21 protein-coding genes are annotated in these 26,152 nt (G+C 52.2%); 13 read left to right on the top strand and 8 right to left on the bottom strand.

Annotation, left to right across the window (positions count from 1 at the left end; all coding sequences use genetic code 11):
- The first annotated feature begins 44 nt into the window (after positions 1–44).
- The 4 genes from BUC02_RS06035 to BUC02_RS06050 all read left to right on the top strand — a co-directional run bounded on the left by BUC02_RS06035 (position 45) and on the right by BUC02_RS06050 (position 5,529).
- Complete coding sequence (locus tag BUC02_RS06035) at positions 45–1,640, top strand: bifunctional anthranilate synthase component II/anthranilate phosphoribosyltransferase (protein ID WP_073320084.1); 1,596 nt, start codon at positions 45–47, stop codon at positions 1,638–1,640.
- Positions 1,641–1,764: 124 nt separating this feature from the next.
- On the top strand, positions 1,765–2,691 hold the full coding sequence (locus BUC02_RS06040; protein WP_073320087.1) for a LysR family transcriptional regulator: 927 nt from the start codon (positions 1,765–1,767) through the stop codon (positions 2,689–2,691).
- Positions 2,692–2,800: 109 nt separating this feature from the next.
- On the top strand, positions 2,801–3,988 hold the full coding sequence (locus BUC02_RS06045; RefSeq protein ID WP_073320089.1) for a cytosine permease: 1,188 nt from the start codon (positions 2,801–2,803) through the stop codon (positions 3,986–3,988).
- A complete protein-coding gene (locus tag BUC02_RS06050) occupies positions 3,988–5,529 on the top strand; it encodes a bifunctional indole-3-glycerol phosphate synthase/phosphoribosylanthranilate isomerase (protein ID WP_073320091.1) in 1,542 nt (513 codons plus the stop codon). The genes BUC02_RS06045 and BUC02_RS06050 overlap by 1 nt, the downstream gene beginning before the upstream one ends.
- A 72-nt stretch (positions 5,530–5,601) precedes the next feature.
- On the opposite strand, the gene BUC02_RS06055 is transcribed toward BUC02_RS06050, so the two are convergent.
- A complete protein-coding gene (locus BUC02_RS06055; protein WP_073320094.1) occupies positions 5,602–6,978 on the bottom strand; it encodes a hypothetical protein in 1,377 nt (458 codons plus the stop codon).
- Positions 6,979–7,838: 860 nt separating this feature from the next.
- Between BUC02_RS06055 and trpB the strand changes: the two genes are divergently transcribed.
- The 3 genes from trpB (at position 7,839) to BUC02_RS06070 (ending at position 10,797) form a co-directional block, all read left to right on the top strand.
- Complete coding sequence (gene trpB, locus BUC02_RS06060; protein WP_254794123.1) at positions 7,839–9,164, top strand: tryptophan synthase subunit beta; 1,326 nt, start codon at positions 7,839–7,841, stop codon at positions 9,162–9,164.
- Between the two features lie 113 nt (positions 9,165–9,277).
- Positions 9,278–10,030 (top strand): tryptophan synthase subunit alpha, encoded by a 753-nt coding sequence (trpA, locus tag BUC02_RS06065; RefSeq protein WP_073320097.1) that lies wholly within the window; start codon positions 9,278–9,280, stop codon positions 10,028–10,030.
- 104 nt (positions 10,031–10,134) lie between these two features.
- Positions 10,135–10,797 carry a fibrobacter succinogenes major paralogous domain-containing protein gene (locus tag BUC02_RS06070; protein ID WP_073320100.1) on the top strand — a complete coding sequence of 221 codons (663 nt, stop codon included), beginning with the start codon at positions 10,135–10,137 and terminating at the stop codon, positions 10,795–10,797.
- 30 nt (positions 10,798–10,827) lie between these two features.
- On the opposite strand, the gene thrH is transcribed toward BUC02_RS06070, so the two are convergent.
- Both thrH and BUC02_RS06080 read right to left on the bottom strand, forming a co-directional pair.
- Positions 10,828–11,445, bottom strand: a complete 618-nt coding sequence (thrH, locus tag BUC02_RS06075; protein ID WP_073320103.1) for a bifunctional phosphoserine phosphatase/homoserine phosphotransferase ThrH — start codon at positions 11,443–11,445, stop codon at positions 10,828–10,830.
- 97 nt (positions 11,446–11,542) lie between these two features.
- Positions 11,543–12,421 (bottom strand): Hsp33 family molecular chaperone HslO, encoded by an 879-nt coding sequence (locus BUC02_RS06080; RefSeq protein ID WP_073320106.1) that lies wholly within the window; start codon positions 12,419–12,421, stop codon positions 11,543–11,545.
- Positions 12,422–12,559: 138 nt separating this feature from the next.
- Here BUC02_RS06080 and BUC02_RS06085 point away from each other — a divergent pair, with 138 nt between their 5' ends.
- Positions 12,560–13,105, top strand: a complete 546-nt coding sequence (locus tag BUC02_RS06085) for a DJ-1 family glyoxalase III (protein WP_073320108.1) — start codon at positions 12,560–12,562, stop codon at positions 13,103–13,105.
- A gap of 123 nt (positions 13,106–13,228) precedes the next feature.
- Here BUC02_RS06085 and sufB read toward each other — a convergent pair whose 3' ends face one another.
- Complete coding sequence (gene sufB / locus BUC02_RS06090) at positions 13,229–14,644, bottom strand: Fe-S cluster assembly protein SufB (RefSeq protein WP_073320111.1); 1,416 nt, start codon at positions 14,642–14,644, stop codon at positions 13,229–13,231.
- Between the two features lie 169 nt (positions 14,645–14,813).
- Here sufB and BUC02_RS06095 point away from each other — a divergent pair, with 169 nt between their 5' ends.
- A complete protein-coding gene (locus BUC02_RS06095; protein ID WP_073053680.1) occupies positions 14,814–14,993 on the top strand; it encodes a hypothetical protein in 180 nt (59 codons plus the stop codon).
- 71 nt (positions 14,994–15,064) lie between these two features.
- Here the strand turns inward: BUC02_RS06095 and thrC are convergent, their stop codons facing one another.
- Positions 15,065–16,405 (bottom strand): threonine synthase, encoded by a 1,341-nt coding sequence (gene thrC / locus BUC02_RS06100; protein WP_073320114.1) that lies wholly within the window; start codon positions 16,403–16,405, stop codon positions 15,065–15,067.
- Between the two features lie 119 nt (positions 16,406–16,524).
- Here thrC and BUC02_RS06105 point away from each other — a divergent pair, with 119 nt between their 5' ends.
- Genes BUC02_RS06105 through BUC02_RS06120 form a run of 4 tightly spaced genes read left to right on the top strand, consistent with a single transcriptional unit; the run spans position 16,525 to position 22,094 of the window.
- Positions 16,525–18,045: a hypothetical protein gene (locus BUC02_RS06105; protein WP_139261042.1), complete on the top strand. Its 1,521-nt coding sequence runs from the start codon at positions 16,525–16,527 to the stop codon at positions 18,043–18,045.
- On the top strand, positions 18,042–19,283 hold the full coding sequence (locus tag BUC02_RS06110; protein ID WP_073320120.1) for a hypothetical protein: 1,242 nt from the start codon (positions 18,042–18,044) through the stop codon (positions 19,281–19,283). The genes BUC02_RS06105 and BUC02_RS06110 overlap by 4 nt, the downstream gene beginning before the upstream one ends.
- Positions 19,284–19,307: 24 nt before the next feature.
- Positions 19,308–20,486 (top strand): DUF4912 domain-containing protein, encoded by a 1,179-nt coding sequence (locus BUC02_RS06115; protein ID WP_073320123.1) that lies wholly within the window; start codon positions 19,308–19,310, stop codon positions 20,484–20,486.
- 39 nt (positions 20,487–20,525) lie between these two features.
- Entirely contained in the window at positions 20,526–22,094 is a 1,569-nt protein-coding gene (locus BUC02_RS06120) for a glycoside hydrolase family 57 protein (RefSeq protein WP_254794124.1), read from the top strand.
- Here BUC02_RS06120 and BUC02_RS06125 read toward each other — a convergent pair.
- The 3 genes from BUC02_RS06125 to BUC02_RS06135 are packed head-to-tail and all read right to left on the bottom strand — an operon-like array spanning position 22,091 to position 26,088.
- Positions 22,091–23,725: a hypothetical protein gene (locus BUC02_RS06125; protein WP_073320131.1), complete on the bottom strand. Its 1,635-nt coding sequence runs from the start codon at positions 23,723–23,725 to the stop codon at positions 22,091–22,093. The two genes, BUC02_RS06120 and BUC02_RS06125, sit on opposite strands and share 4 nt — an antisense overlap.
- Complete coding sequence (locus BUC02_RS06130; RefSeq protein ID WP_073320134.1) at positions 23,722–25,581, bottom strand: UbiD family decarboxylase; 1,860 nt, start codon at positions 25,579–25,581, stop codon at positions 23,722–23,724. The genes BUC02_RS06125 and BUC02_RS06130 overlap by 4 nt, the downstream gene beginning before the upstream one ends.
- 12 nt (positions 25,582–25,593) lie before the next feature.
- Positions 25,594–26,088 (bottom strand): SRPBCC family protein, encoded by a 495-nt coding sequence (locus BUC02_RS06135; RefSeq protein WP_139261043.1) that lies wholly within the window; start codon positions 26,086–26,088, stop codon positions 25,594–25,596.
- Positions 26,089–26,152: the final 64 nt, after the last annotated feature.

Below are 26,152 nucleotides of genomic sequence, written 5' to 3' on the forward strand. Positions count from 1 at the left end.
CTAACAACAACCCTGGATCACAAATTTTAAAAAAGCGAATAAAAATGATCATCATCATCGACAACTACGACTCTTTTACTTACAACGTCTACCAGGCGCTTGCCAAGATCACTAACGAAGAAATCCGCGTGCTCCGTAGCCGCGAATGCACCGTCGCCGACATCGAAAAACTCAACCCGAGCCGTCTTATCGTGAGCCCGGGCCCGGGCCGCCCCGAAGATGCCGGCATCTCCGTGGAAGCCATCAAGCACTTTGCGGGCAAGCTCCCGATTCTGGGCGTTTGCCTCGGTCACCAGGCCATCGGTTACGCCTTCGGCGCAAAGATTGTGCAGGCCAAGTTCATCAAGCACGGCATCGCCGAAGAAATTGACTTGGACGGCAAGGGACTTTTCCGCACCATCGGCAAGAAGAACATCTTCACGCGTTACCACAGCCTGGTTGTTGACGAAGCGACGCTCTCTCCGGATTTCGAAGTGACCGCCCGCGCTACCGACGGCGACATCATGGGCATTCGCCACAAGACGCTCCCGATTGAAGGCGTGCAGTTCCACCCGGAATCTATCGCCAGTGGCCGTGCCGATGAATTCTTCAAGGCGTTCCTCAATTACCGTCGCGAACCGCTTGACGTGCGTGGAATCTTGAACACGCTTACCGAAGGCAAGGACTTGAGCCGCGAAACCGCCGAAATGTTCATGGAAGACTTGACCGACGGCATCATGGACGAACGCCAGATGGCCGCCATCCTGACCGCACTTTCCAGCAAGGGCCCTGTTGCCGATGAAATCGCCGGTTGTGCGAAGGTCTTGAGCAGCAAGAAGCGCAAGTTCCCCTACAGCGGCGACGAACTCACCGACATCGTGGGTACCGGTGGCGACGGCAAGGGCAGCTTCAACGTGAGCTCGCTCTCCGGCCTGATTGCTGCAAGCTGTGGCGCAAAGATTGCAAAGCATGGCAACCGCGCGGTTTCTAGCAAGTCCGGCGCTGCCGACTTCTACACCGCGGCAGGCTTCAAGCTCGACATGACTCCGGACAAGGCTGCAAGCGTCATCAACAAGACGAACTTCGTATTCCTGATGGCTCCGGTTTACCACAGTGCCATGCGCTTTGCCGGCCCGGTTCGCGGCGTTCTCGGCGTGAAGACCATCATGAACCTGCTCGGCCCCCTCACGAACCCGGCCGAAGCCAAGTACCTCATGCTCGGCGTCTATAGCACGACCGTGCTGGAACCCTTCACCAAGGCGGCAAAGGCCCTCGGCGCGAAGCGCGTGATGGTCGCCATCAGTGACGACGGCTACGACGAAATTTCGCCCTGCGTGCCGACGACCATCGCCGAAATCCTGGAAGATGGCGAGTACAAGACTTACCGCATCGACCCCAAGGACTTCGGCATCCCCTCCGTGGATCCCGAAGACCTCGCCGGCGGTACGGGTGTCGACAACTTCAACCTCGCTCTCGACGTGCTGAACGGCAAGGGCCGCCCGGGCATCAAGTACGCTTGCGCCCTGAACGCCGGTGCCGCCCTTTACATCAGCAAGAAGGCCGCCAGCATCAAGGAAGGCTTCGACAAGGCCATGAAGGCGATGGAAGACGGCTCGGTCCTGAAAAAGATTGAAGAAGTCAAGGTGGCGACCAACTCGTAAATAGGTAAGGTTGGCAAAGGGTTTTATAACCCCTTGCCAACCTTATAGCTTTTAACTATATTTTTATTCCTACTAAATAACTAGGAAAATGAAAAGCTACGATTTTTAACAGGAGGCCGAAAACATGACTCTACAACAATTACGTTATGCCATCGGCATTGCAGAAACAGGCTCTTTCAATAAGGCCGCCGAAAAGCTTTATATCTCGCAGCCGTCGCTGACCGCCGCCATCAAGGATCTTGAAGATGAACTTAATATCCTCATTTTCAATCGTACCAGCCGCGGAGTCAAGCTCACTAGCGAAGGCGAAGAATTCATTTCGTACGCCCGCGAACTTTACCATCACTACGAAACGGTGCTGGACAAGTACGGCAAAATCGGCAAGCGTAAAAAGAAATTCGGTGTCTCGACGCAGCATTATTCCTTTGCGGTCAAGAGCTTTGTGGAAACCGTCAAGCTATTCGATACCGACAAGTACGAATTCGCCATTCGCGAAACCCGCACCAAAGAAGTCATCGAAGACGTGGCCTCGTTCAAGAGCGATATCGGTATCCTTTACCTGAGCGATTTTAACCGCAAGGTTATCATGAACTTGCTGAATGCCCGCGATCTCGCATTCCATAAACTCATTGACTGTAAGGCCTATGTGTACTTGTGGAAAGGCCACCCGCTTGCCAACAACAAGTTCATTACGCTCGATGAACTGGCTGAATACCCGTGCCTTTCCTTTGAACAGGGCGACAACAGCTCGTTCTATTTTGCCGAAGAAATCTTGAGTACGAACGAATACAAGCGTACCATCAAGGCGAACGACCGTGCTACCATGCTGAACTTGATGATCGGCCTGAACGGTTACACGCTTTGCTCCGGCATTATCTGCGAAGAATTGAACGGTTCCGATTACTTGGCCGTACCCTTCAAGGACAAGAGCGAAGAATCCCGCCGCGTCATGGAAATCGGCTACATCGCCAAGCGCAACATGTTGCTTGGTCTGGTGGGCGAGCGCTATGTCGAAGAGCTGCAACGCTACCTGGCGACCTGCTCTTCGTGATAGTCTTAATCTATAACAAAATATTAAAAAGAAGTATTAAACTATTCCTTGTGTTCTAGGGTGTGCTTTTTTATCTTTGGCACGTCCTTAGAATTTTAGGAGGCGCATTGTGGAAAAACGCACGAATCTTTTAACGAATGGTGTCATCTGGTTTGGGGTGGCAATCTCGGTTTCTGAAATCGAGGCGGGTATTGAAATCGGCGCGGCATCCTCTTACGATTGCGTTTGGCTCCCGCTGATTTTGGGCCATGTCCTGGGCGGCATCTTGCTGTTTTTCGTGGGTCTCATCGGTGCCCGTGTCCGCCTGAATGCCATGGAAACGACAGCGTCTGTTTACGGCTCTTACGGTTCCAAGTTCTTTGCCTCGCTGAACCTGTTCCAGTTGATTGCATGGATTGCCGTGCTGAATGCGCAGGGGGCCTCGGTGTTGGCGGGCCTCAATCTCCCGATTTCGTTCCCGCTGACTTGCGTGATTCTTGCGGTGCTGATTGCCATTTGGGTCTTTGTTGGGCTCCGCCGTTTTGCGAAAGTGACGACGGCCGTGATGGCTGTTCTGACGGTGCTCTTGATTGTGCTTACGGCGAAATTGTTCGGTGTCGGAATTTCGGGGGCGCCCGCCGCAGAACATGCGCTGAGCTTCTGGAATATCTTTGAAATTTCGATGGCGCTTCCGCTTTCCTGGTTGCCGGTGATTTCGGACTACACCAAAGATGTCGAAAAGCCGACGCGTGCCACGGCGGTTTCTGCGATTGCGTACTCGGTGGCAAGCTTCTGGATGTACTTTATCGGGCTTCAGATTGCAACGGCCGGAGTTGGTAACGATATCGCCCGCGCCATTCTGCTGGCGGGCCTTGGAATTCCGGGAATCATTATCGTGGTGCTTTCGACCGTGACCACCAACTTCTTGGCGGCGAACTCTGCCGGCGAATCGGCCAAGGCCATTGTCCATAAGCTGAACCCAAAAATCACGGGTGTCGTGGTGAGCGGTATCAGCGCGGTCCTTGCCATTTCGGGTATTATGGATCATTACATCGGATTCCTTTACCTGATTGCCTCGGTGTTTGCGCCCATGGCGGCCGTACTCCTGGTTTCGTTCTTCTTGGCGAAAAATCACCAGGTGGGCCACAAGTACTGGATTTTGAACTTGTTCGCATGGTTGGTTGGCTTTGCCGTTTACCAAGTCACGTCGCACATGGATTCTGTAATACTTGGCCCTACGCTTCTTTCTATCCTGGCATCGGCCATAATTTCCTATCTTTTCTCAAAAACCTTGACTTTGAAGCCTAAGGGAAATTAATGAGCGAAGACATTTTAGCGAAAATCGTACGGATGCGCCGCGAGGATATCGAGCGGCTTGGCCTGAATTTTGGAATTGAAATTTCAGAAAAGCGCGAGGTGGGCCATACCGAATTCCTCGGGAACGCCGGTGCGATTCTCGAAGTCAAGCGAGCATCGCCTTCGAAGGGCGATATCGCGCCGGATCTCGATCCGGTAGGGCTTGCGACGACTTATGCCGAGGCTCATGCGCAGGCGGTTTCGGTACTGACTGAAACGAATTTTTTCAAGGGAACGCTGCGTGACTTGATTGCCGTAGCGAACCTGATGGAAAGCCGCCGCAAGCAGGGCTTGCATGCCTGCGCCGTACTTCGCAAAGATTTTCTTTTATTCGAAGATGAAATCGATATTGCTTACCGTTGTGGTGCCGATGCAGTGCTTTTGATTGCTCGCATTCTTGATGACGAACAGCTCGTGCGCATGGCGAAGCGTGCTGCATCGTTTGATATGCAGGCCTTTGTGGAAGTCCGCGAAACTGACGACTTGCGCAAGCTGAAAGTCGTGACCGATGCTTTGGGTGACGCCGCTGCCAAGACGATTGTCGCGGGCGTGAATTCTCGCGATTTGGCAACCTTCCATACAGACCCGCTGGTGCCGGCGTCGGTGCGTAGCAAGCTCCCGGCGAAGGCTGTTTTTGAATCGGGGATTTTATGCCCGGCCGATGCGACTTATGCGCGCAACCTCGGCTTTACGGGAATCCTGGTGGGCGAGGCGGTTGCCAAGAATCCACCGCTTGCTAAAGAAGTGGTGCATGCGTTTGAATCGGGCTCCGAAAATGCCCGCGGCAAGTTCTGGAAAAAATACGCCGAACGTAAGGCTGCAAAACGCGCCGAAAATCGCCCCCTCGTGAAAATCTGCGGCATCACGTGCGAAGAAGACGGCTTGCTCGCCGCAGAACTCGGGGCAGACATGCTCGGCTTTGTATTCAGCACTACCAAGCGCCTGACCACTGAGAAATTTGTGCGCAGTTTTGCCGAAAAGATTCGCTTGTGTCATCCTGAGCGCAGTGCAAACGGAGTCGAAGGATCTCCTCTCCTCGTCGGAGTCATCACCGACCCGGAATCTCCCGAAGGCAAAACCGCCATCAAGCTCGCTCGCGAAGGAGTGCTTGATGCAGTGCAGCTTCATGGCGTTGACCCGTCGAACTTAGCCGCGACGGCAATTCCTTACTATTGTGCCGCCCGCGTTGGCGAAGAATCGGATTTCGACAAGGTCGCCGCTCTCCGCAAGAATGGTGAACCACGCATTCTCTTAGATGCCAAAGTCGAAGGAACCCCTGGCGGCACGGGCAAGACCATTCCTGAAAACCTGCTCCGCGAAAAAGCAGGCGAGTTGCCGCTCTGGCTTGCCGGCGGCATCACTCCCGAAAACGTGGGTGCGATTGCCGACAAATTCCACCCGGAACTCGTCGATGTTTCCAGCGGCGTCGAAGACGCTCCGGGAATAAAAAATGCAGAAAAAATAAGCGCGTTGTTCGACGCGCTTAAGAAAAATTTTCGCTAGTCTTAATTCTAGTATAGAACTTCGTATTCGTCATCATCTGATTCTGTTTCGATGATGACGGTTTTCGTTACCTTAGTATCGGATCTTTTCCCATTTGAATACGGGGTAGTCGTCATTTACTTCGTCGTCATCAGTTGCCCAGATGTTGCTGAACGAAAGTCCGTTCAAGGTGCTCACGAATTCTTCGCTTGACAAGAAATATTCCGTTTTTTCAGCAGCGCCGTTGGCAACGATTTCGCGGTCATCTTGATCAATATAGAAACAGTCCTTGGAACTGTTTGCCGTTGTGGAAATGCCTGCCGTAGTACCCTTGTTCGGTGCGATGAGGAATCCCACATTGTAAGAGACGATAACTGATGTGGACACGTTTGCATTATAGCCGGCGATACCCGAGGCGCGGTCTTCCGAAGAAACGACCATACCTGAATTGTAGGAATAGTAGAGCCATCCGTTATTTTTGTAGCCGACAATGCCGCCGACATACTTGGTGCCCTTCACATAGGACTTTCTATTGAATACTTGTTGGACTTCCGAGTAGTTCATTCTGCCGACAATGCCACCGACCTGTTCGCCACCGACAATGTAAGAGTTTTCGATACCGAGAAACTTGACATGTCCGCTGTCGCTAGTGCTCGTGCCGCCGAGGGTGCCGATGAAGCCTGCGCGTTCGAAGGCGGGCTTGTTGACGTAAATGCCCGAAACCATGTAGCCATTACCGTCGAAAGTTCCTTTATACATGATTTTGTTCGTGCCGCCGCCAATCGGAGTCCATTCGTTAAGCTTGCTTTGCGAAATCAGGAGGTTTCCTTTTTCGTCGACCATGTTGTCGGGATTGAGGCGGATGTGCTTCATCAACTTTGCGTTGAGTTTTTCTTCACCCTTGTTGGTTACCTGATCGGCGAAGTAGGCGAGTTCTTCGGCGGTGTAGATGAGCATGTAGGTCTTGCCGTCGATATATTCGGTCGAAGGCTTTGTCATTTTACCGTTCCAAACATCGGAGACATTGAGGAAGTCGCTGACACTGCTGGAGGATTTTGTTGAGCTACTAGATTCTGTTTCATCCCAGCATTCGTATATGTCGCAGATGTCGAAACTACTTGATGAAACGGTAATGCTACTTGAACTTTTTGTACTGCTGGAGCTTTTAACCTTTTCTCCGATCCAGGTGTAGTCATAGCTTGTATAGCTGTAGGTACAAGTGTAGTAGTCGTTTTCATTAGAAACATAGATTCGTTCGTCCATGTTTTCGTATGTGCAACTACCCAGCTCAAAGGTTGTTTTCACGCTTGTTTTTTTAGCGCTTGAACTGCTTTTTTGACTTGAACTACTTTCCTCGTAGCTCGTTTCGGCTGAAGTTGCAGAATTGCTATCGTTGCTGCAGGCGGCGATGAAGGGGAGGCTGCCTAGGGTGAGGAGGCTTGCAATGCCCAGAAATTGGTTCGGTTTCATATTGTCTCCGTTTTGAAAAATTCAACTGCGGAGTCCGTCTTGTTCAGGGATGCGATCCAAACAAAAAAGTGTGGAATCGCAGGTGCCCTAAACAGCTGAGGTAACGACCAAGTAAACCTTATCGTCTAATAGGCACAAACGACCCACACCACGGGGTGTGAGTAATCGGCCTTATTCTTAGACGATGAAATTTTGGTCGTTTTCCAGCTGTCCGAATAAGAGCGAACTCTAAACTATGTCTTTGTAAATATAATTAAATGGTAGTGGAATTTCAAATTTTTAGAGGATTCAAATACCATGAAATGATATGAATCACAGAGGTTTTTGTCTGGAGTTTGCCCCAAATAGCCGATTTTAGGCCGTTTTGTACAAATTACGAAGGAAATTTTACAAAAATCTTGCGCTAACCTATTGACAGACAACGAATTAGTATATATATTGAAGACATAAAGATGAAATTGGCAATCCGCTTTGACGCTAGCGCCGCTATCGACGAGGTTCTCAAAGAAGGGATTTAGGCATTGCCATTTCATCAAGTGTTTAACGGAAGACTCTCGATGATCGAGAGTCTTTCCTTTTTTATCTGGAACGCATTTCCTTTGGTATTACACTTTATGAAAGGTCATGAGATTTCTTTATTTTTATTCGATCAACCCCTTGCCACATTAAAGAGACATTCCTAAATTAGCGCACATGAAGATGAATTCAGCAATCCGTTTCAACCGCTGGTGGTGGGGCTCTACTAAATAGAGTCCGTTTTGCTGATTTCATCAAGTGTTTTGTAAAAGGCTTTCGGACTCCCGAAGGCCTTTAATTTTTTACCCTCAACCACGATTTTAACCCCAACCCTTCCATTCAAAATGACTCACGCAACTATAACCTCCACACCTCAAAGCGCCGTAGGCGCGACCTCACGCCCCATAACCTCTGACAACGGTTTCTTTGACAAGTTCGGCGGCAAGTACGTTGCCGAAATCATCCGTCGCCCGCTCGACGACCTCGAAGCGGCATTCAACAAGTATATCCACGATCCGGAATTCCTCGAAGAACTCCGCATCATCCAGCGCGACTATATTGGCCGCGAAACTCCGCTGTACTTTGCCCCGACGGCAACCAAGCTCTTGGGCGGTGCGCAGATTTACATCAAGCTCGAAGGCCTCGCCAACACGGGTGCCCACAAAATCAACAACGCTATCGGCCAGTGCCTTTTGGCCAAGAAGATGGGCAAGACCCGCATCATTGCAGAGACTGGTGCCGGTCAGCACGGCCTTGCGACGGCTGCCGCTTGCGCCAAGCTTGGCCTCGAATGTGTGGTGTACATGGGCGAGGTGGACGTGCGCCGTCAGCAGCCGAACGTGGCGACCATGGAAATGTACGGTGCCAAGGTCGTGCCGGTCACGAGTGGTGCCCGCACCCTTAAAGATGCTGTGAACGAGGCGATGCGCGACTGGGCTACGAATTTCAAGAATACCCACTATGTGCTGGGTTCCGCTCTCGGCCCGGCTCCGTTCCCGGATATTGTTCGTACCTTCCAGTCGGTTATCGGTGAAGAAGTCAAGCGCCAGGCAGCCGAACGCAACATCGATATTGCGGCGGTTGTCGCCTGTGTGGGTGGCGGTAGCAATTCCATCGGCGTTTTCACTCCGTTCATCAACGATGCGAACGTGCGCCTGATCGGTGCCGAAGCCGGTGGCATCGGCCCGAACAAGGGTGAAAATGCCGCCCGCATGACGGGTAACGCCAGCCGCGAAGGTATTTTGCAGGGTTACAAGAGCCGCTTCCTCATCGACGAAGACGGTCAGTCGCTGCCGACCCGCTCAATTTCTGCTGGTCTTGACTACATGGGAATCGGCCCGCAGCTTGCCGCCCTCGGCGAATCGGGCCGCGTGGAATTCACCGCGATTCTCGACAAGGAAGCCCTGGAAGCGGTCAAGTTCTTTGCCCGTAACGAAGGCATTCTGTTCGCGCTCGAAAGTGCTCACGCTGGCGCCGCCGCTATGAAAATCGCGAAGGAACTTCCGAAGGACAAGGCGCTGGTCATCAACATGAGTGGCCGCGGCGACAAGGACATCTTTATCACGAGCCCCGTGTTCCGCCCCGAAAAGTGGAAGGAATTCCTGAAGGCCGAACTCAAGCGCCTCGAAAATAACGAAGACATCCACGACGCGGAGATAATGAATAAGTAGTAGACAGTAGGAAGTAGACAGTGATGTCCCGTATTCCACTTCCTACTTCTAACTTCCTACTTCCTACTTCCTACTAAAACCTTTCAACAGCGGCAAAGCCGCGAGAATTAATTATGAACTTAATGTCTCATCTCATTGCCGGATTTCCGGACGCAGAAACTTCTATCGCCATCGCCGACGCTCTTGTGAAGGGTGGCGCGAACATCCTTGAAATCCAGCTTGCCTTCAGTGACCCGAGTGCCGACGGTCCCGCCATCCAGACGGCATCGACCATCGCTCTCGATAAGGGTTACTCCACCAAGCAGGGGCTTGAAATCGTTAGAAAAATTCACGACCGTCACCCTGAAACGCCCATCTACATCATGACTTACGGTTCGCTTGCCTTTACGCCGGGTGTCGAAAACTTCGTCAAGATGTGCAAGGATGCGGGCGTTTCCGCTTGCATCATTCCGGACTTGCCGTTCGACGGCGACGAAGGCCTGACTGAAGCTTGCAAGAAGCATGGTCTCGAAAACATCCCCGTGGCGGCTCCTAGCATGACCAAGGAGCGCCTCGAAGCAATGGCCTCCAAGGGCTTCAAGTACATCTACGCTGCACTCCGCGCGGGTACCACCGGCAGCGAAACCACCATTGACCAGGCGACGCTCGACTTTATCGACACCGTCGGTAAGGGTGGCGCCAAGGTGCTCGGTGGCTTCGGTATCCGTAACGGTGAACAGTCCAAGGTGCTTAGCAAGCATGTATATGCCGTGGTGGCGGGCTCCGTGTTCGTGAACCTCGTGCTCTCTAACGAAGACTCCGCCGAAGGACGCAAAAAAGCCATCGCCGAAATCGAAGCGAAGGCCAGGGAAATCGCTGGAAAGTAAAAATCCTTTTTGTTTGTTCTAAATAAAAAACATGCGCCCGAAAACGGGTGCATTTTATCGTTTATTATATGAGCTAGGTCGTGAAAATCTACTTTTGTGCCGATATGAAAAAAATTTGTGCATTGACTGTTTTGGCTTTTCTTGTTGCCTGTAGCGGTGACGGTTCTTCTACCGGAGCAAATGGTGGCTCCGGTCATGATTCTGGTAATAGTGGCGGCAGCGAATTCGATGCTTCCTCGAATACCCTCAAGGACTCGCGCGACGGCAAGACTTACAAGACCGTGAAAATTGGCAATCAAGTCTGGATGGCCGAAAACCTTGACTATGAAACGGCCAACAGCATCTGCGGAGAAATGGAATACCTTACCTTGTACGGCTGCCTTTATTCATGGGACGAAGCGAAGACCGCGTGCCCCGGCGGCTGGCACTTGCCGAGTCAGACGGAATGGAATACTTTGATTGAATTTGTCGGAGACTCTGCCACGGCAGGGAAGATTCTCAAGGCCACGATCAAGTGGAGTGATAAGGGACATTACAAAGACGGTACCGACGATTACGGCTTTACCGCATTGCCGGGCGGCGTGCGCCTCCCGCAAAAGGGCAAGACGCATCAGTCATTCGTCAATTCGGGAGCCTTCTTCTGGAGCGCCACCGAAGTCGATGACGACGAGTCACTCACCTTGGTTTTGCGTTACGAAAACGATGCGGCGACATTGTTCGAAAACTACAAGGACGCCGGCGTCAGTGTCCGCTGCTTGAAAAATTGAGTTTTAGGGGGCAGAACCCCTGTCTACTAATTACAGCGTTGCCTGGAACTGGTGGAATTTTTCCAGGAGCTCGTCGTAGGTCTTGGTGGCTTCGAGCTGCGGAAACTGGGCCACGATGGAATCCGGCGCGCAGAAGAAGCAGCCCTTGTTAGCCTGCTTGAGCATGCCCGTGTCGTTGAAGGAATCGCCGCTGGCGAACACCTTGAAGTTGAGGTCTTGCAGGTGCTTCACGACTTTTGTCTTCTGGTCGGTGAGGCGCAGGTGGTAACCCTTGATCATGTCGTTTTCGACTTCCAGGTTGTGGCAGAAGATCGTCGGGAATCCGAGATTCTTCATGATGGGGTAGGCGAATTCCTGGAACGTGTCCGAAAGAATAATCACCTGGGCTTCGTCGCGGAGTTTGTCCATAAAGTCGCGGGCACCGTCGAGAAGTCCGAGGTTTGCAATCACGTTCTGGATGTCCGAAAGCTTGATGTTTTCGCGTTCAAGAATCTTGATGCGGCCCTTCATGAGCACGTCGTAGTCGGGAATGTCGCGCGTAGTCAGGCGCAGGTCCTTGATGCCGGTCTTCTCGGCGACGGCGATCCAGATTTCAGGGGCGAGGACACCTTCAAGGTCCAGGGTAACGACACATTGCTTGGTAAACATAATCAGTAATCAGTGGTTAGTGGTTACGAAAATTCAGAATTCAGAGTTCAGATTTCGGAGTTTGAATAATTTTGAATTCCGAATTCTGAAATCCGAATTATTTTGTCCTTTCCTTAATGATTTCTCTCAGGTCCGCAATCGTAATCTGGTACGGGGTGCGGCAGAAGTCGCAAGTCACTTCGAGGTCCTTGCCTTCTTTTTCGAGGTCCTGCAAGTCCTTGAGCGGGAGCGTGGCGAGCGTTGCCACGGTGCGTTCGCGGCTGCAGGGGCAGTAGGCCTTCGGGTCGATTTCCTTGACGATGTCGATTTCGTAGGGGCCGCGTAGCTGGTCCAGCAGTTCGTCGAGGTTGAAGCCTTCGGGCGTATACATGTCCTTGAACTTCGGCAGGTTCTGGATGATGACTTCGATCAGGTTGATGTCCTTGTCTTCGAGGTCGGGGAAGGCTTCGATGTAGAAACCGGCGGCGTAGTCGAGCTTGCTTGGGTCTTCTTTGTTGAAGGCGGCTTCGATGCCCACGGCCGAGCGGATCTGTTCGGACTGCAAAAGGTAGGTGGCGAGGTTCTGGCCCATGGATACGGCGGGAGCTTCGATAATGCTTTCGTGGACGCGCTTGCCCTGTTCGTTCAGTTTGATGACGCGCACGCTTTGCGGAATCAGGGCGGGTTCGTTACCGCCAACAGCCTGGAGTTCCGGCTGCGGAATCATGGCGCGCACCAGGCCCTGCGGCGTGGAATCCGACTGCACCAGCGTGATTTCGCCCGAGAATCGGGTGGTAAAGCTCACGGTGCCCGGGAACTTGAGCGAGGCGCTCAGGAAAATGCTTGCGATGGAGTTTTCGGCCAAGAGCTTGAGGGCGAAACCCTGTGCGTTATGCTTCTTGCCGATTTCGTTCATCGTCGCGGTCAAGTCGACGACAATCAGGCGGAAGGGCGTCTTCTTGCCCGTAGCGCGGATAATGCGGTCCTTGAAATTCATGGCCCAAAGATAGAAAAATAGTAGGCAGTAGGCGGTAGACGGTAGACAGTATTAAATCTGAATAAACCGTAAAACTATAGCTTGGAATGTGATTCTTAAAAATTTTATTTAAATTTCTTTTAAAAAAAGAGGTAAACAATGCAGATTTTATTTTTGTTGGCTGATGGTTTCGAAGAAACCGAATTCGTGACTCCTTTCGACTACTTGCAGCGGGCGGGTTTTGAGGTCGCTCTCGCAAGCGTTTCTGGCAGGGCCGAAGTGATTGGGTTGCGCGGCCTTAGAATTCAGACGGATTTTGCTCTTTCGGGTGCCGATACAGCCGCTTTTGACGGCGTTCTTTTGCCCGGCGGCGGCATTGGCGTCAAGAATCTGAAGGCTTCTGCCGAAGTGGAAAAAGTTATTCACGAATTCAACGACAAAGGCAAGTGGATTTTTGCGATTTGCGCGGCTCCGCTGGTGCTCAGCAAGGCGGGAATCCTTGCCGATAAGACTGCGACTTGTTTCCCGGGCTGCGAAAGTGAACTTGTCTGTAAAAAGTTCGTCGAAGACCGCGTGGTCGTAGATGGTCACGTTGTCACGAGCCGTGGCGCAGGCTCTGCCGAAGAATTTGCGTTTGAATGTATTGCGCAGCTCGGTGGCCGCGAACTTTCAGAGAAAATTAGAAAGCAAGTTGTAGCTAGGTAGTTAATAGCTGCTTCGTTAGTAGATTGTCATTCTGAGCGGAGAACCGAATGGTTCGTAGTCGAAGAATCTCTTTTAGATCCTTCAACTTCGCTACGCTTCGTTCAGGATGACATTCAGTAACGATTACCCGACGCTGTGTTCGAGCTTGAGTGTCAGTAACTGACGGGCTTCCGTGGCGAATTCGCCCGGGAGCTCTTTAAATACATCTTTGCAGAATCCGCCCACCATCGCTTGGATGGCGTCTTCGCGCTTGATGCCGCGGCTTTCGAAATAGAAGAGCTGGTCTTCGCTGATGCGGCTGGTGGTCGCCTCGTGTTCGGTGGTGGAGCTCGCGTTTGCGACAGTGATGTAGGGGAACGTGTGTGCGGCACTCTTGTCGCCCACCAGCATGCTGTCGCATTGGGTGTAGTTGCGGGCTCCCGCGGCCGACTTGCGGATGCTCACTTCGCCACGGTAGGCGTTGCTCGAGTAGTCGGCGCTGATGCCCTTCGAAATGATAGTGCTCTTGGTGTTCTTGCCGATGTGGATCATCTTGGTGCCGGTGTCGGCCTGCATGTGCCCGTTGGTGAGGGCCACGCTGTAGAACTCTCCGACGGAGTTGTCTCCCAGCAGCACGCAGCTCGGATACTTCCACGTGATGGCAGAACCCGTTTCGACCTGCGTCCAGCTGATGCGGCTGTTCTTGCCCGCGCATTTGCCGCGCTTCGTGACAAAGTTGTACACGCCGCCGGCGCCCGTTTCGCGGTCGCCCGCGTACCAGTTCTGCACGGTGGAATACTTGATGCTGGCGTTATCTTTCGCCACAAGTTCCACGATGGCGCTGTGCAACTGCTTGCTGCTGTATTCCGGCGCGGTGCAGCCTTCGAGGTAGCTCACGCTGGCGCCTTCGTCGGCGATAATCAGAGTGCGTTCGAACTGGCCTGCTTCCTTGTTGTTGATGCGGAAGTAGGTGGAAAGGTCCATGGGGCACTTGACTCCGGGCGGAATATAGACGAAACTTCCGTCGCCGAATACCGCGCTGTTCAAAGCCGCAAAATAGTTGTCGCCTGCGGGCACCACAGAGCCCAGGTACTCCTCGATGAGTTCGGGGTATTCCTTGATGGCGTCGCTGATGGAGCAGAACAAAATGCCCATTTCCATGAGCTTGCGCTTGTGGCTGGTGTATATGCTCACCGAGTCAAAGACCGCGTCTACGGCCACGTTGGCTAGACGCTTCTGTTCGTCCAGCGGAATGCCGAGCTTTTCGAAGGTGGCGAGCAACTCTGGGTCCACGTCTTCAATCTTTTCGTGGCTCTTCTTGGTCTTCGGGGCGGAGTAGTAGACAATGTCTTGCAAGTCTACGGGGGCAAAGCTCAGCTCGCCCCAGTTCGGCTGCTCCATGGTCTGGAGTTTTTCATACGCTTTCAGTCGGAAATCGAGCATAAACTGCGGTTCGCCGCGGAGCTTGGAGGCTCTTCGGATGATATCTTCGTTCAGGCCCTTCTCGAAGGCCTCGTTTTCGATATCCGTGACAAATCCGTACTTGTAGTTTTCGCTCATATGATGCTCGTTTTCAAATTTCGGTGCAAATATAGAAAAATAAGCCCCTTTCGTCCATTCTAAGTCGTGTGTATAGCTTTGTATTTACATGATTTCAATTTTTCTAAAAAATGACAGTTTTTGTCATTGATTAAAACCTAATTTTAGGAGCGTAAAAGAGAGGTAAATTATGAATCGCTTTAGCATTGCAAATAACAACATCCTGTTTTCCACGCTCCTGATGCTTGCTCCGGCCGTATTTGGAGTCATGTTTTACGGTTCCGGCAGCGTTGTCGCATCGGTGTCGGCCGCAATTGCCTACTTGAGTCTGGTCATCGGGGAACGCCTGGATTCCGCTCAAAATTCATAAAAAAGAAAACTCCGCGTTTGCAGCGGAGCTTTTCTAGATTCCGGCGGTGGCCGGAATGACGATTTGTCGCATTAGCGCCTTCTTTCGGCCATCTCTTTCTTCAAGATGTCCATGACGGCGCCGAGGTCTGCCGGAGCCTTGAACACGGGGTTCGCGAACTTGGAGCAGATGTTTTCGAGTTTCTTTTCGTGGTAGCCGACCTTGAATTCGGTGAACTTGAGGCCGTGTGCCGTGCTGATGACGACCACGTTTTCTTCCTTGTCAATCTTACCTGCGGCCACGAGCTTCTCGAGGGCGCCGAGGGCGACGCCCGTATGCGGGCAGCAGTAGAGACCGATGCGGTCACCGCGGTGGGCGGCGTTCGCCAGTTCTTCTTCGGTAACGCTCACCACCATGCCGTTCGTCTTCTGGATGGCGCGCACGGCCTTCGGGTAGCTGACCGGGTTGCCGATCTGGATGGCAGAGGCGAGCGTCTTCTTCGCCTGCATCGGGACGAGCTTGTCGAAGCCGCGTTCGTAAGCCTGGTAGAACGGGTTCGCGTTCTCGGCCTGGGCGACGATGATGCGCGGAATGCGGTCGATGAGACCCATGGCCTTGCAGTCTTCGAAACCCTTGGCGAGTGCGCTCACGTTGCCGAGGTTTCCGCCTGGGATAATCACAGTGTCGGGCACCTTCCAGCCCATTTCCTGGCAGATTTCCGGAGAAATGGTCTTCTGGCCTTCCACGCGGAGGCTGTTCATGGAGTTCGCGAGGTAAATGCGGTTGTCGGCAGTGACCTGCTGCACGATCTTCATGCAACCGTCAAAGTCGGTGTCGAGGGCGAGCACGATGCTGCCGTTAGAAATCGGCTGGATCAGCTGGGCAACGCTCGTCTTTCCGGCGGGGAGGAATACGATGCTCGGAATGCCGGCCTTGGCGCAGTAGGCGCTCAAAGCTGCGGAGGTGTCGCCGGTAGAGGCGCAGGCCACGGCGTCAATTTCGTGAATCTTTTTCTTGATGATGTGGTTCACCTGGCTCACGAGAACCGTCATGCCGAGGTCCTTGAAGCTGCCCGTGTGGGAGTTGCCGCAAAGTTTGACCTTCAGGCTCTTGATGCCCATTTCCTTGGCGAGCGGGGCTGCGTCAAAGAGCGGGCTCCAGCCTTCGCGCATCGTGACGATGTCTTCGAGGGGCATGTCGGGAAGCACCATTTCGCGCTTGCTCCAGATGCCGCTCATGTCGGCCGGTTCAAAGCTCATACGGCGTTCGGCAAAGAGCTTCTTCCATTCTTCGGGGCTCTTCTCGGCAAGGGCTGCACGGTCGTGTTCGACTTCGAGCAGGCTTCCGTCCACCTTGCTACGGTAAATGACGTCGGTCAGCGGGTAGGTATCGTCACCGTTGATGTTCCTGAAATGCGCATTAAACTGAGACATAATATCCTCTTGTATTTTCGGGCGTAAATATAGTAAAACTTATGGCTGGTTATCGGTAACTTTTCACATCTAATTTGCTATATTCTCCACGGAATTACAGACTAGACTCGGAGTACTGAGTGAAGAAAACATTGTTTAATAATTTGAAAACGACACAATTGATTGTGGTGACGTTGCTGTGCTCTATGGCGTTGACGTCCTGCTTGTTTGATTCTGACGATAATGGCTTGGAATCTTGGCTCTCTGACCGAGGCCTTCCGAATAACTATCAAGTGCAGACTTTGAGCATTGATAACATCAAGCCGTCATCGGTCGAGGTGAATTTCGATATGCGTCCCAAGTCCGCCGATGTGAATGCTGTGCTTGGTCATGTTTCGAACCTCACGCATGACTTGGTTTTTGATTTGGCCTATTCGGATACGAGTTTCATGAAGAAAATGAGTAAGTCCGATACCGCGGGTGCGTTCCTCATTCTCTCTTGGCTTAAGCCGTTCTACAATGCAAAGCAGTATCCTAGCGATTCCCTGCCGTTTGACGATGAACTCGAAGTGACGGTAAGCTGGAAACTCGAAACGAACAACAAGGATTCTTACAAGTCGTACTTCAACAAGATTACCAAGATTGCAGATTCGACTTGGTATAAGGAACTGAAGGAATGGAAAAGCGACGGTTCGGCCGATACCGTGGTCAACATGAAGCGTGTTAAAAACGACACGACGGCCGCTGTCCGTCTGGATCTTCCCTCTGCCCTGGTGAAGGAACTCAAGAAGGTGAAGGGCTCCGCTCATTTGCAGTTGCGCCTTTCGGCTCCAAATGCACCTCGTCTCTACCGTTTCTATGGTGACGCTTCGACTTCTTATCCGCCGTCTTTGGTGCTCTATTCCGATTCTACGACCTACATGAAGCCGACTCCGACTCCGTTCCGCATGGCAAATATCGTGAAAAACGAGGAGGAATGCCCGGAATGTGCGATTCTGCATGGCGGTGGAGTTTTCGATTCCCTGGTGGTGGAAATTCCGTCCGAACCTATCCTTGAGGCCTTGTCCGAATTCTATGGCGATGAATTTCCGTTCATCAAGGGCGACAGTAACGATGTCCGCCAGACGGTAATCCATGCGCAAATTACAATGGCCCGCGATGACTCCAAGGGCAGCAATGAACTGGGCCTTCCGATCCAGATTGTGGCGGGCTCTTATGTCGATAGTGCCGACATGCGTTATTTGGATACCGCGGATCTCAGATACCGCCGTATGGAAAGGTACCGCCTCGATACCGCGGTAATCTTGAGCGAGGGCCACCAGAACCTGGTGTTCCATGAGGGCGATTCCTTGACTCTTCAGCTGTCGTATGGTTTCCGCGATTTCCTCAATAAGGCTAGCGATGGTCGCAGCCTGAAGTTCAGCATGCGTATTGGCTGGCCGTTCTTGCAAGAAAAGATGACTGTTTACAGGGACACGATCATTACCAAAAAGACGAAGGTGGTGTCCGCTAAGGGTGATACGACTTACAAGACGAAGAATGATACCCTTTACAAGTATTTCGGTTACTTTGACTATGCCCGCTACGATTTCTCGACGGCAATGGAGAATCCGATGACCGTCAAACTCTGGCTTGCTTCCAAGCGGGAGGATGAAAAATGAAAAAGTTTTTGCTTGTACTAGGTGTTTTTTCGAGTTTTGCTTTTTCTTCGATGATCGGTTTGGATGCCCTTGGCGAAGAAAACGTCATGGGCGGAACCGCTTCAGCTGCTGGCCGCGGCTTTGCCGGCAATGCCAAGACGGGTGATGCCGAAGGGCTTTCGGTCGTGAACCCGGCTCGCTTGGCTTTTGATGCGAAGGTGGTCTTTAACCTGAACTTCTCGATGGAACTTGATGGCGCCCGTAACGGAGGCTCTCATTATTCCCATTCCAGTTTATCGATGCCGTCTTTCAACCTTTCGTTCCCCATGGGCTCGTTCGGCGCGATGGGTCTTTCTTTGTGGCAGCATTATGCAGCGTCTTTTGAAGACGAATACAAGAACAAGGAAACCCTTGCGAATGCAAAGCTGGAATACAAGGGCAGCGTGTATGAACTCGTTCCGACTTACGCTGTACGCTTGCCGTTCTTCCGTTCGCTTTCGTTGGGAGCTTCCGCTCACGTCGTCATGGGCAATAACTCCAGGAACTTGACTCTTGGTGCCAATAACGAAAACATCGACAAGAGCGATTCCTGGGCGACCGGTGACTACATTCTTTCGGACTATGTCGAAGGCGCTTGGGAAATCAAGGACCATCCGGCGTACTACACGGGTGCTGTCCAGTACCGTGGCAAAAACGCCTCTTATTTCTTCTCGTTTACCACGGGCTACACTTTGCTGAATACGCTGGACTATAACTTTAGATTCAGCGAATTGGATACGCTGGAATCGACCCGTTCAAAGCGAGAAATCGATGTGCCCGCCATGCTTGCGACCGGTATCAACTACCGTTTGGCCAAACGCCACAATGTCATGGTCGACTTGACTTGGCGCGTGTGGGACGATGATATCGAAAATATTGCGGGCGGTTGGAATATGCCCGAGGTGACAGATACCCAAACGGACTTTATGGTTTCGCTCGGTTACCAGTTTGACGGCAGTCCGCTGTTCTATGAATCTTACTGGAACCGTATCAACTACCGTGCAGGTGCCTGGTACAGAAACTGGTACATCAAGGATGTCTTTGAAGTAGGTGGCTCGATTGGCGGCGGATTTCCGCTGGGTCGTAAGGGGACTACAATCGATGTCGCTTTCCAGGGGGGCAAGCGCTTCTCCGACGCCAAGTCGGAATGGGAAGAAATGTTCATCGGGCTGCGAATCGGTTTGACCGGTATTGCGACTTGGGGGCAGGAGCGCAGGTAGGATTTTTAATGAAGGAGGCCTAATATGGCTATAAAAAAAGAGACTGAAATAAAATCCAAGGTTAAGGCTGCAAAGTCCACGACCCTCAAGGCGATGAAAGACGCCGAAGAAAAGGCCGTGAAAGCTGTGGCCAAGGTAAAGAAGGCTGCTGCAACGAAGGTTTCCAAACTCTCCGACGAAGTCAAGAAGGTTGCCGCCAAGAAGACGACCGCTAAGACTTCTACCGCCAAAACAGCTGCAACTAAAACGACGGCTGCTAAATCATCTGCAGCGAAAGCAACTGCTGTTAAGGCAGCGGCAACGAAGGTCGCCGCTGTAAAAACGGCTGTAAAGACGGCCGCTAAGACTGCAGTCAAAAAGGTGGCGTCAAAGACCGCTACCAAGGCCAAGGCCTCTGAAAAGGAAGTCGCCAAACTCGCTCAGTCGTTCGATGCCGAATACCTGGTACTCATGCAGAAGGACCCGAACTGGATGCATGCCTTCTGGGAAGTATCCGAAAACAGAATTAATGAAGCAAAGCACGGAAAGGGAAAAATCGTTCTTCGCCTGTTCGACATTGCCGATGACCTCACGGTGCAGCGTAGCAAGAAACGTAAGTTCCGCGACATCGAAGTGCCCGCAAATGCCCGCAGCTGGTATGTCGAAAATACCGCAGGCAAGTCCTGTGTGGCCGTTCTCGGTGCCGTGTCCGGCAAGAACTTCATGCCCATCGTGGAATCGGCTCCGGTCATGACTTTTGACAAGTCCGCTGCCGCTCCTGCCGCAGACGATGCCTTCGCCAAGGCCTCTCTCGGTGGCAACACGCTCGGCAACTTCATGAGTTCCGGATTCTCGAGCCAGACGGCTGAATCCTGGCTCAATAGCCTGGGCGGAAACTTCGGCAGTTCTTCTGAATCCATGTTCTCCGGTGCACTTTCCAGCGCAGCACTTCAGTCTAACAACATCGAAGTCGCCAAGGATTCCGTGAACTACGGTAAGGATTTCTTCCTCTGGGTCAAGACCCGCTTGATCGTTTACGGCGGTACTCGCCCGGATGCACACCTCCAGGTGCGCGGCGAACCGTTCCCGCTGAATCCGGATGGCACCTTCAGCTTTGAAGAAGACCTGCCGGATTCTACCAAGATCATTCCGGTGTTTGCGACCGACAAGGATGGCGATTTCCCGACCACGATCGTTCCGATTGTCGTAAAGCGCACGGAGTAATCCGTTTTAATGGGAGCTCCCGGAAAAATCATTTTCCTGATGCACGCACATTTACCTTTTGTGCGGCATCCGGAATATAAACGCTTTTTCGAAGAGAACTGGCTTTTCGAAGCTATTTCTGAAACGTACCTGCCCTTGGTGCAGGCCATGCGCCGTCTCTTGGAAAAGGGCGTGCCTGGGACGCTTAACTTGAGTGTTTCGCCCCCGCTTATCGAAATGCTTTCAGACGAAAGCCTGCTTCATAAGTTTTCGGAGCACCTGAAACAACAGCTAAAGCTGATTGAAAAAGAAGTGGCCCGCAATGCGGGGACGGACTTAGAAACTCTTTCACATTTTTACCTGTCTCGCCAGCATACGCTGATTGATTTGTGGGAAAACCGTATTCATCGCAATCTGCTGGCGGAATTCCTGGAGCTTGAAAAAGCCGGAAAGCTGAACTTGCTCACTTGCGTGGGTACGCACCCGTTTTTGCCGGCGTACCAGAGCGATCCGGCATCTATTCGCATGCAGCTGGATGTGACTGTGCGGGCGTTCGAGCGTGCTTTCGGCCGTAAGCCCATGGGCGTGTGGCTCCCGGAATGCGGCTACTTTCCGGGACTCGACAAGTACCTCGCCGAATTCGGCCTGCATTACTTCTTCCTGGAAACCCATGGTGTATTGCTTGCTTCGCCCACGCCCAAGTACGGCGTGTTCACGCCGCTGCGTACCACGCAGGGGCTTTATTGCATGGGCCGCGAACAGAAAAGTTCCATGGAAGTCTGGAGCCGTCGTACAGGTTATCCGGGTCACCCCGAGTACCGCGAATTCTTTACCGACATTTCGAAAAACCGCCCGCGCGATTATTTGGGCGAATACTTCTTTGCCGGCGATACGCCCATTGATTCCGGTTTCAAGTACAACCGCATTACCGGTGGCGAACATAAGGAAATTTACCGCCCGTGGAACGCGATGAAACTCGCCGAAGACCATGCGCGACTTTTCGTGGTGAACCGTGAAGCGACCATTTCGGAATTACTGGTGAACATGGAAGGCCATAAAGCCGCCATGCTTTGCCCTTATGACGCCGAACTCTTTGGACATTGGTGGTTTGAGGGGCCAATCTTCCTCGAAGAAATGCTGATGCGCGCCGCGTCATCGTCGGTGATTGAATTTGCGGGCGCAGACCAGGTGATGACCAGTTCTGCAGACCCCGATGCCCATGAACCGGCCTTCTCTAGCTGGGGCGAAGGCGGTTTTGGCTCTGTTTGGATTAACGGCGAAACTGATAAGTATTACCCGCAATCTTACCGCATGCGCGCCATGATTGACCATTTGATGTCTATCCGCGAAAAGATGGGCGCGGGGGCTCCTCGCGTGAAATTGCTCACTCGCTATATCAAGCAAATGGAGCGAGAACTCATGTTGTTCCAGGCTTCGGACTGGGCTTTCATGATCCATAACCATTCGGCAGAGGGGTATGCCCGCCGCCGTCTAGACGACCATTATAAAAATGGTCATGATTTGTTTGCGGAAGCCTGCAAGGCCATTTTGCGTAATACCGATAAGCCTGCAGCCGGTTCCATTTTGCCAAAGCTCGAAGAAACGAACAATATCTTCAGCTGGCTTTAATAAACAACGATAAAGTCTTTCAGTTTGCCGCTATTACCGATTCTAAAGCGGTAGACGCCCGGAACAAGAAGCGATTTGACTTCACGTTCGTCTATGCAATGGGTACTGGAATTGTACTTGATTTTTGTAATCAAGTTGCCGCGACGGTTACGGATTTCAATGTAATCCTTGTTGTACGGGAGCGGAGTAAAGCAAAGCGGGCCCTCTCGCCAAGGGGTGGGGTAGGCGCGCATGGAGGAATCTTTGAATACGGTGGGAACAGGCTCGTCTTCGTAAAAGCGACTGAATACCCAGAGGGTGGAATCGGGTGTGCCCTTGCCGAAAAATTCGGTTTTGGCGGAATCAATGCTGTTCGTTGTCGGCAAGAAACGAATGGCGTAAGAATCCGAATAGATGGCGACAGCGGAGGCCCTGCCCTTGAATTTAGACATATCGGGTGATCCGTTGGATTTGTAATCGTAGGCGATGTAGTCGAGCGTGGGGGCATCAAAGGATTTGGACTGCGCCTCTGCCTTGAATTCCGGCCATCTTGATTGGTCGCTTGCAATCAAGAACGAAGAATCAACCAACTCGCTTCTCTTTCCTGTAAACGCAAGCCTTGTGGCGAAATCGTGGAACAGGGAATCTGCCGAGAGGTTCTTTTTCTTGGCGACTTGTGTCAACTGGTATTGGAAATTCTTGTTGGGTTCCTTATTGAAGTTTTCCCAAATAAGCCTGTTCACATCGTGGCCCACATGATTGTGCAGGTACATGAACAAGATTCCTGCGCCGTAAGGTTTCGAAAGAGTGGTGTAGGGCTTTCCGGTATTTTCGGCCAAAGACGAAAGGTGCTCAAAGTAATCGTCGACGTCGGGGGCGGCAATTTCTTCAACGCCCGAAGCGGATGCCTCGAACCAGAAATTCACGGAAGTGGTCAGATAGCGGAACTGGATAGCGTGATAAAGTTCGTGGACAGCCGTTACGCGGAGGGCTGCCATAAAGTTTTTGGCGTAGGAGTAATTGTAAATGGGATGCGTGAATTCTTCGGTAGCGCGGGAGTAAGGGCAAGTCTTGCCGCCAAAGGTAACGGAATCGATAATCGCGCCTCCGCTCGGGACGTGCTTGAAATCGTTCTCGATAAGCAATTCGGTTTCTTCACCATCCATCGGAATCGTGAGGCCGAAACAGTAATAGCAGGGCTCGCTAAAAAACGAGCGGTAATGGCGCAATGTCGACAAGTCAATGACTTCGACCGGATAAAGGTCGTCGTGGGTAGGCCTTTCATAGTGATAGGTTTCGAAATAACCCTTGGGGGGGCGCATTCCCGACTTGTTTACATGAAAGTTCCAGGCGTATTCAAGGGCCTTTTCCAGGGAGTCGATGTAGGCTTTGGTTGTCTTGTGCGGACCTTCGAGCGTATAGAAAATCTCGAAGTGTTTGGTTGTGCGGGTATAGACGCTATCGTACAGATTGCTGGCGGTACACGCCGTGCCTGCGGTGAGTGCGCTTGTTTTGGGAGCAAGCAGCGGCTTGATTGCCTTGTTCCTGTTTTTAAGGTAATCTATCATCTGGGCTGTGCCGCAGACATGGCCTGAATAGGCAAATGAAACAAGACTTAAAAAAAGTACGGTTATCCAACCCAAACGATTCATTTAAAACCCCCAAAAACTTTTTCTTCCTCTAAAACTTGATGCGCGCGTTTGCGAATTTCTTCGGGAACGGTAAGCGCTTTTTGATGGTGTGGCTTGATACGGGCGTCCACCATCAACGGGGCTGCGCAACCCCAGTGTTTTTCGCGAATTTGGGAGCGGTAGCCGAAAACGTCCTTAGCCGGGTCAGAACGGGTAAACGTCGTCCACAAGAAATCGCGAATGTTGCTCATGTCAAGCGAGCCGTCAAGAATCGGCGCCGAATCGACAATCGAAATCCAGGGATAATTCTCGCGGAATTCCCAGCGGGCAAGCGATTCTTCGATTTGGGCTATAAAGGCGTCGCGCTCGCTGCTTTCATAAGCGGGACCTTGCAAAACAATCACGCCTGGCATCGGGATTTTGGCTGCGGTGATTCCCGGAATCTTGAGCGATTGCAAGTCTTCGGGAGAGTTACGCAGTTCGCGCTTCTTTAGGCCTGCGGCGGCAAGCGTCAGCTTGGATCCGTGATTCAGCTTGCTTCCCGTATAGTCGAGCGTATCGATGCTCGTACTCGTTTCAAAATGCAAGTCGCGGCTAAAGTCGATTCGCTCCAGCACGTGGCCGAAGAATCCGGCCACATCGTTGACGTCAATTTTACGGCCTGCCTCTTCGTCTTCGGCGGCGGCAATCAATAGGTATTTAGTTAGGCTCGCCTGATTGAATCCAAGAATCGCGTTTGCGGTTTTCAAAAGCTCAAGAGGTTCGCGGTCTTCGGGCTTGGCAAAGGGCCTAAAGCGTTCGTGGGCAAGCGCCAGGCAAAGCGGGTGCACTCCGGCGTCATCGACGGCATGGAGCGCCACAAGTCCCGGAATCGATGCCGGAACCATGGGCCTTGTAATCTGGTGAATAAAGCTTCCGAATAGGGTGTCTTCTTGCGGCGGGCGCCCTACGACGGTAAAGGGGTAGATGGCGTTCTTCTTGCACAAGACCTTCTTGACTTTCAGGAACGGGAACGGATGCCTGTCGGAATAGTAACCGATGTGGTCGCCGAAGGGGCCTTCGGGCTTCAAATCCGGCTGGAGCTCGCCCAGAATGCAAAAGTCCGCGTCGCTCGAAACCAGGTAACCGTCGTGTTCAAAATACCGGAATCTGCGCCCGCCCAGCATGCCTGCAAACAGGAGCTCGCTCAGGTTCTCGGGCATGGGCATGACGGCAGCGACCGTTTGCGCGGGCGTACCGCCGATAAAGATGCTCACCTTGAGGGGGCGGCCTTCTTCAATGGCCTTCTGGTGGTGTCTAGCGATGTCTCGCTTGATTTGGTAATGCAGCCCGCATTCGTCTTGGGCGTATTCATTGCCTGAAATCTGCACGCGGTACATGCCCACGTTTGTCGTCATGACCGAGGCGTTCTCGGCGGGGCGCGAGGCCACCTGCGGGAGAGTCAGGAATGCGCCTCCGTCATTAGGCCAGCAGACAATTTGCGGCAGGTCCGAAAGTTTGCATTCCTTAAAATCGCGAATGCTTCCGCTCTTTTTCGGGAGCGAATGCAGGCCGGTGCGGGCGGCCCTCAAAAGCTTGGCAGGCGAGGCGTGCTTAAAGAACTCTACCGGATTCGACTTGAAAACTACGGCGGTCTGCGTCCCTTTCAGGGTGTCGCGGAATAAAAAATCAAGCCGCTCTTGAGTGCCGAAGATATTGCAGACGGCCCTAAAGGGGCTTCCCTTGACATGTTCGAATAGAATGGCTGGGCCATTGTTTTCAAAAGCTTGGCGCGCGATTTCGGGCATTTCCAGGTACGGATCCACTTCACGCTGAATGCGTTTGAGCATGCCTGCTCGTTCAAGATCCAGCAGTGCCTGTTCCAAGTTTTTGTACATGGAAATCCCGTTTTATCCGGCGGTAGCGGACTGGTCGATGGCGTTGAACCCTTGGGTCTGTTTCTTGCTTTCGATAGCGGCGAGGGCATCGCGGGTGTCCTTGCGGCTAGCAATCGCATATACAATCGAAGCGCTGTCCATTACTTTGGCGAAGGTTTCTTCCGGAAATTCGTTGAAACCCTGGAACGAGAATTCGTCGTAGCAGGCGGTCAAGTTGCCTTCGTCAGTAAACATGTGGCTCGCGTTAAAACCGCGGAACGGCCCCTTGTCGAGGCGGACCATGATTTTCCCGTTATTGATAGCGCTGATGCGACCGGTCCAGCTGATTTTGTGGAAACCGACCATCACTGTGTAACGGACGATTTCGCCAGCTTCGATAGCCTGGGGCAGAGTGTAATGAATAACGGGAACTTTTCCGATAGTCACGTTCATGGGCGCATAGCGCATGGTCTCCAGCAAATTCGCCAGAGTATATTCCTGCCATGAAGTTTGACTGTATTGAACCATATCTAATAATTTAGCAAAAAGAATTTTCAGTTGGAGTGCCGTAAAAAAATAAAATACGCTTTTT

Origin of the sequence: Fibrobacter sp. UWOV1 (assembly GCF_900142495.1) — a bacterium.
In the GTDB taxonomy this organism is placed as follows: domain Bacteria; phylum Fibrobacterota; class Fibrobacteria; order Fibrobacterales; family Fibrobacteraceae; genus Fibrobacter.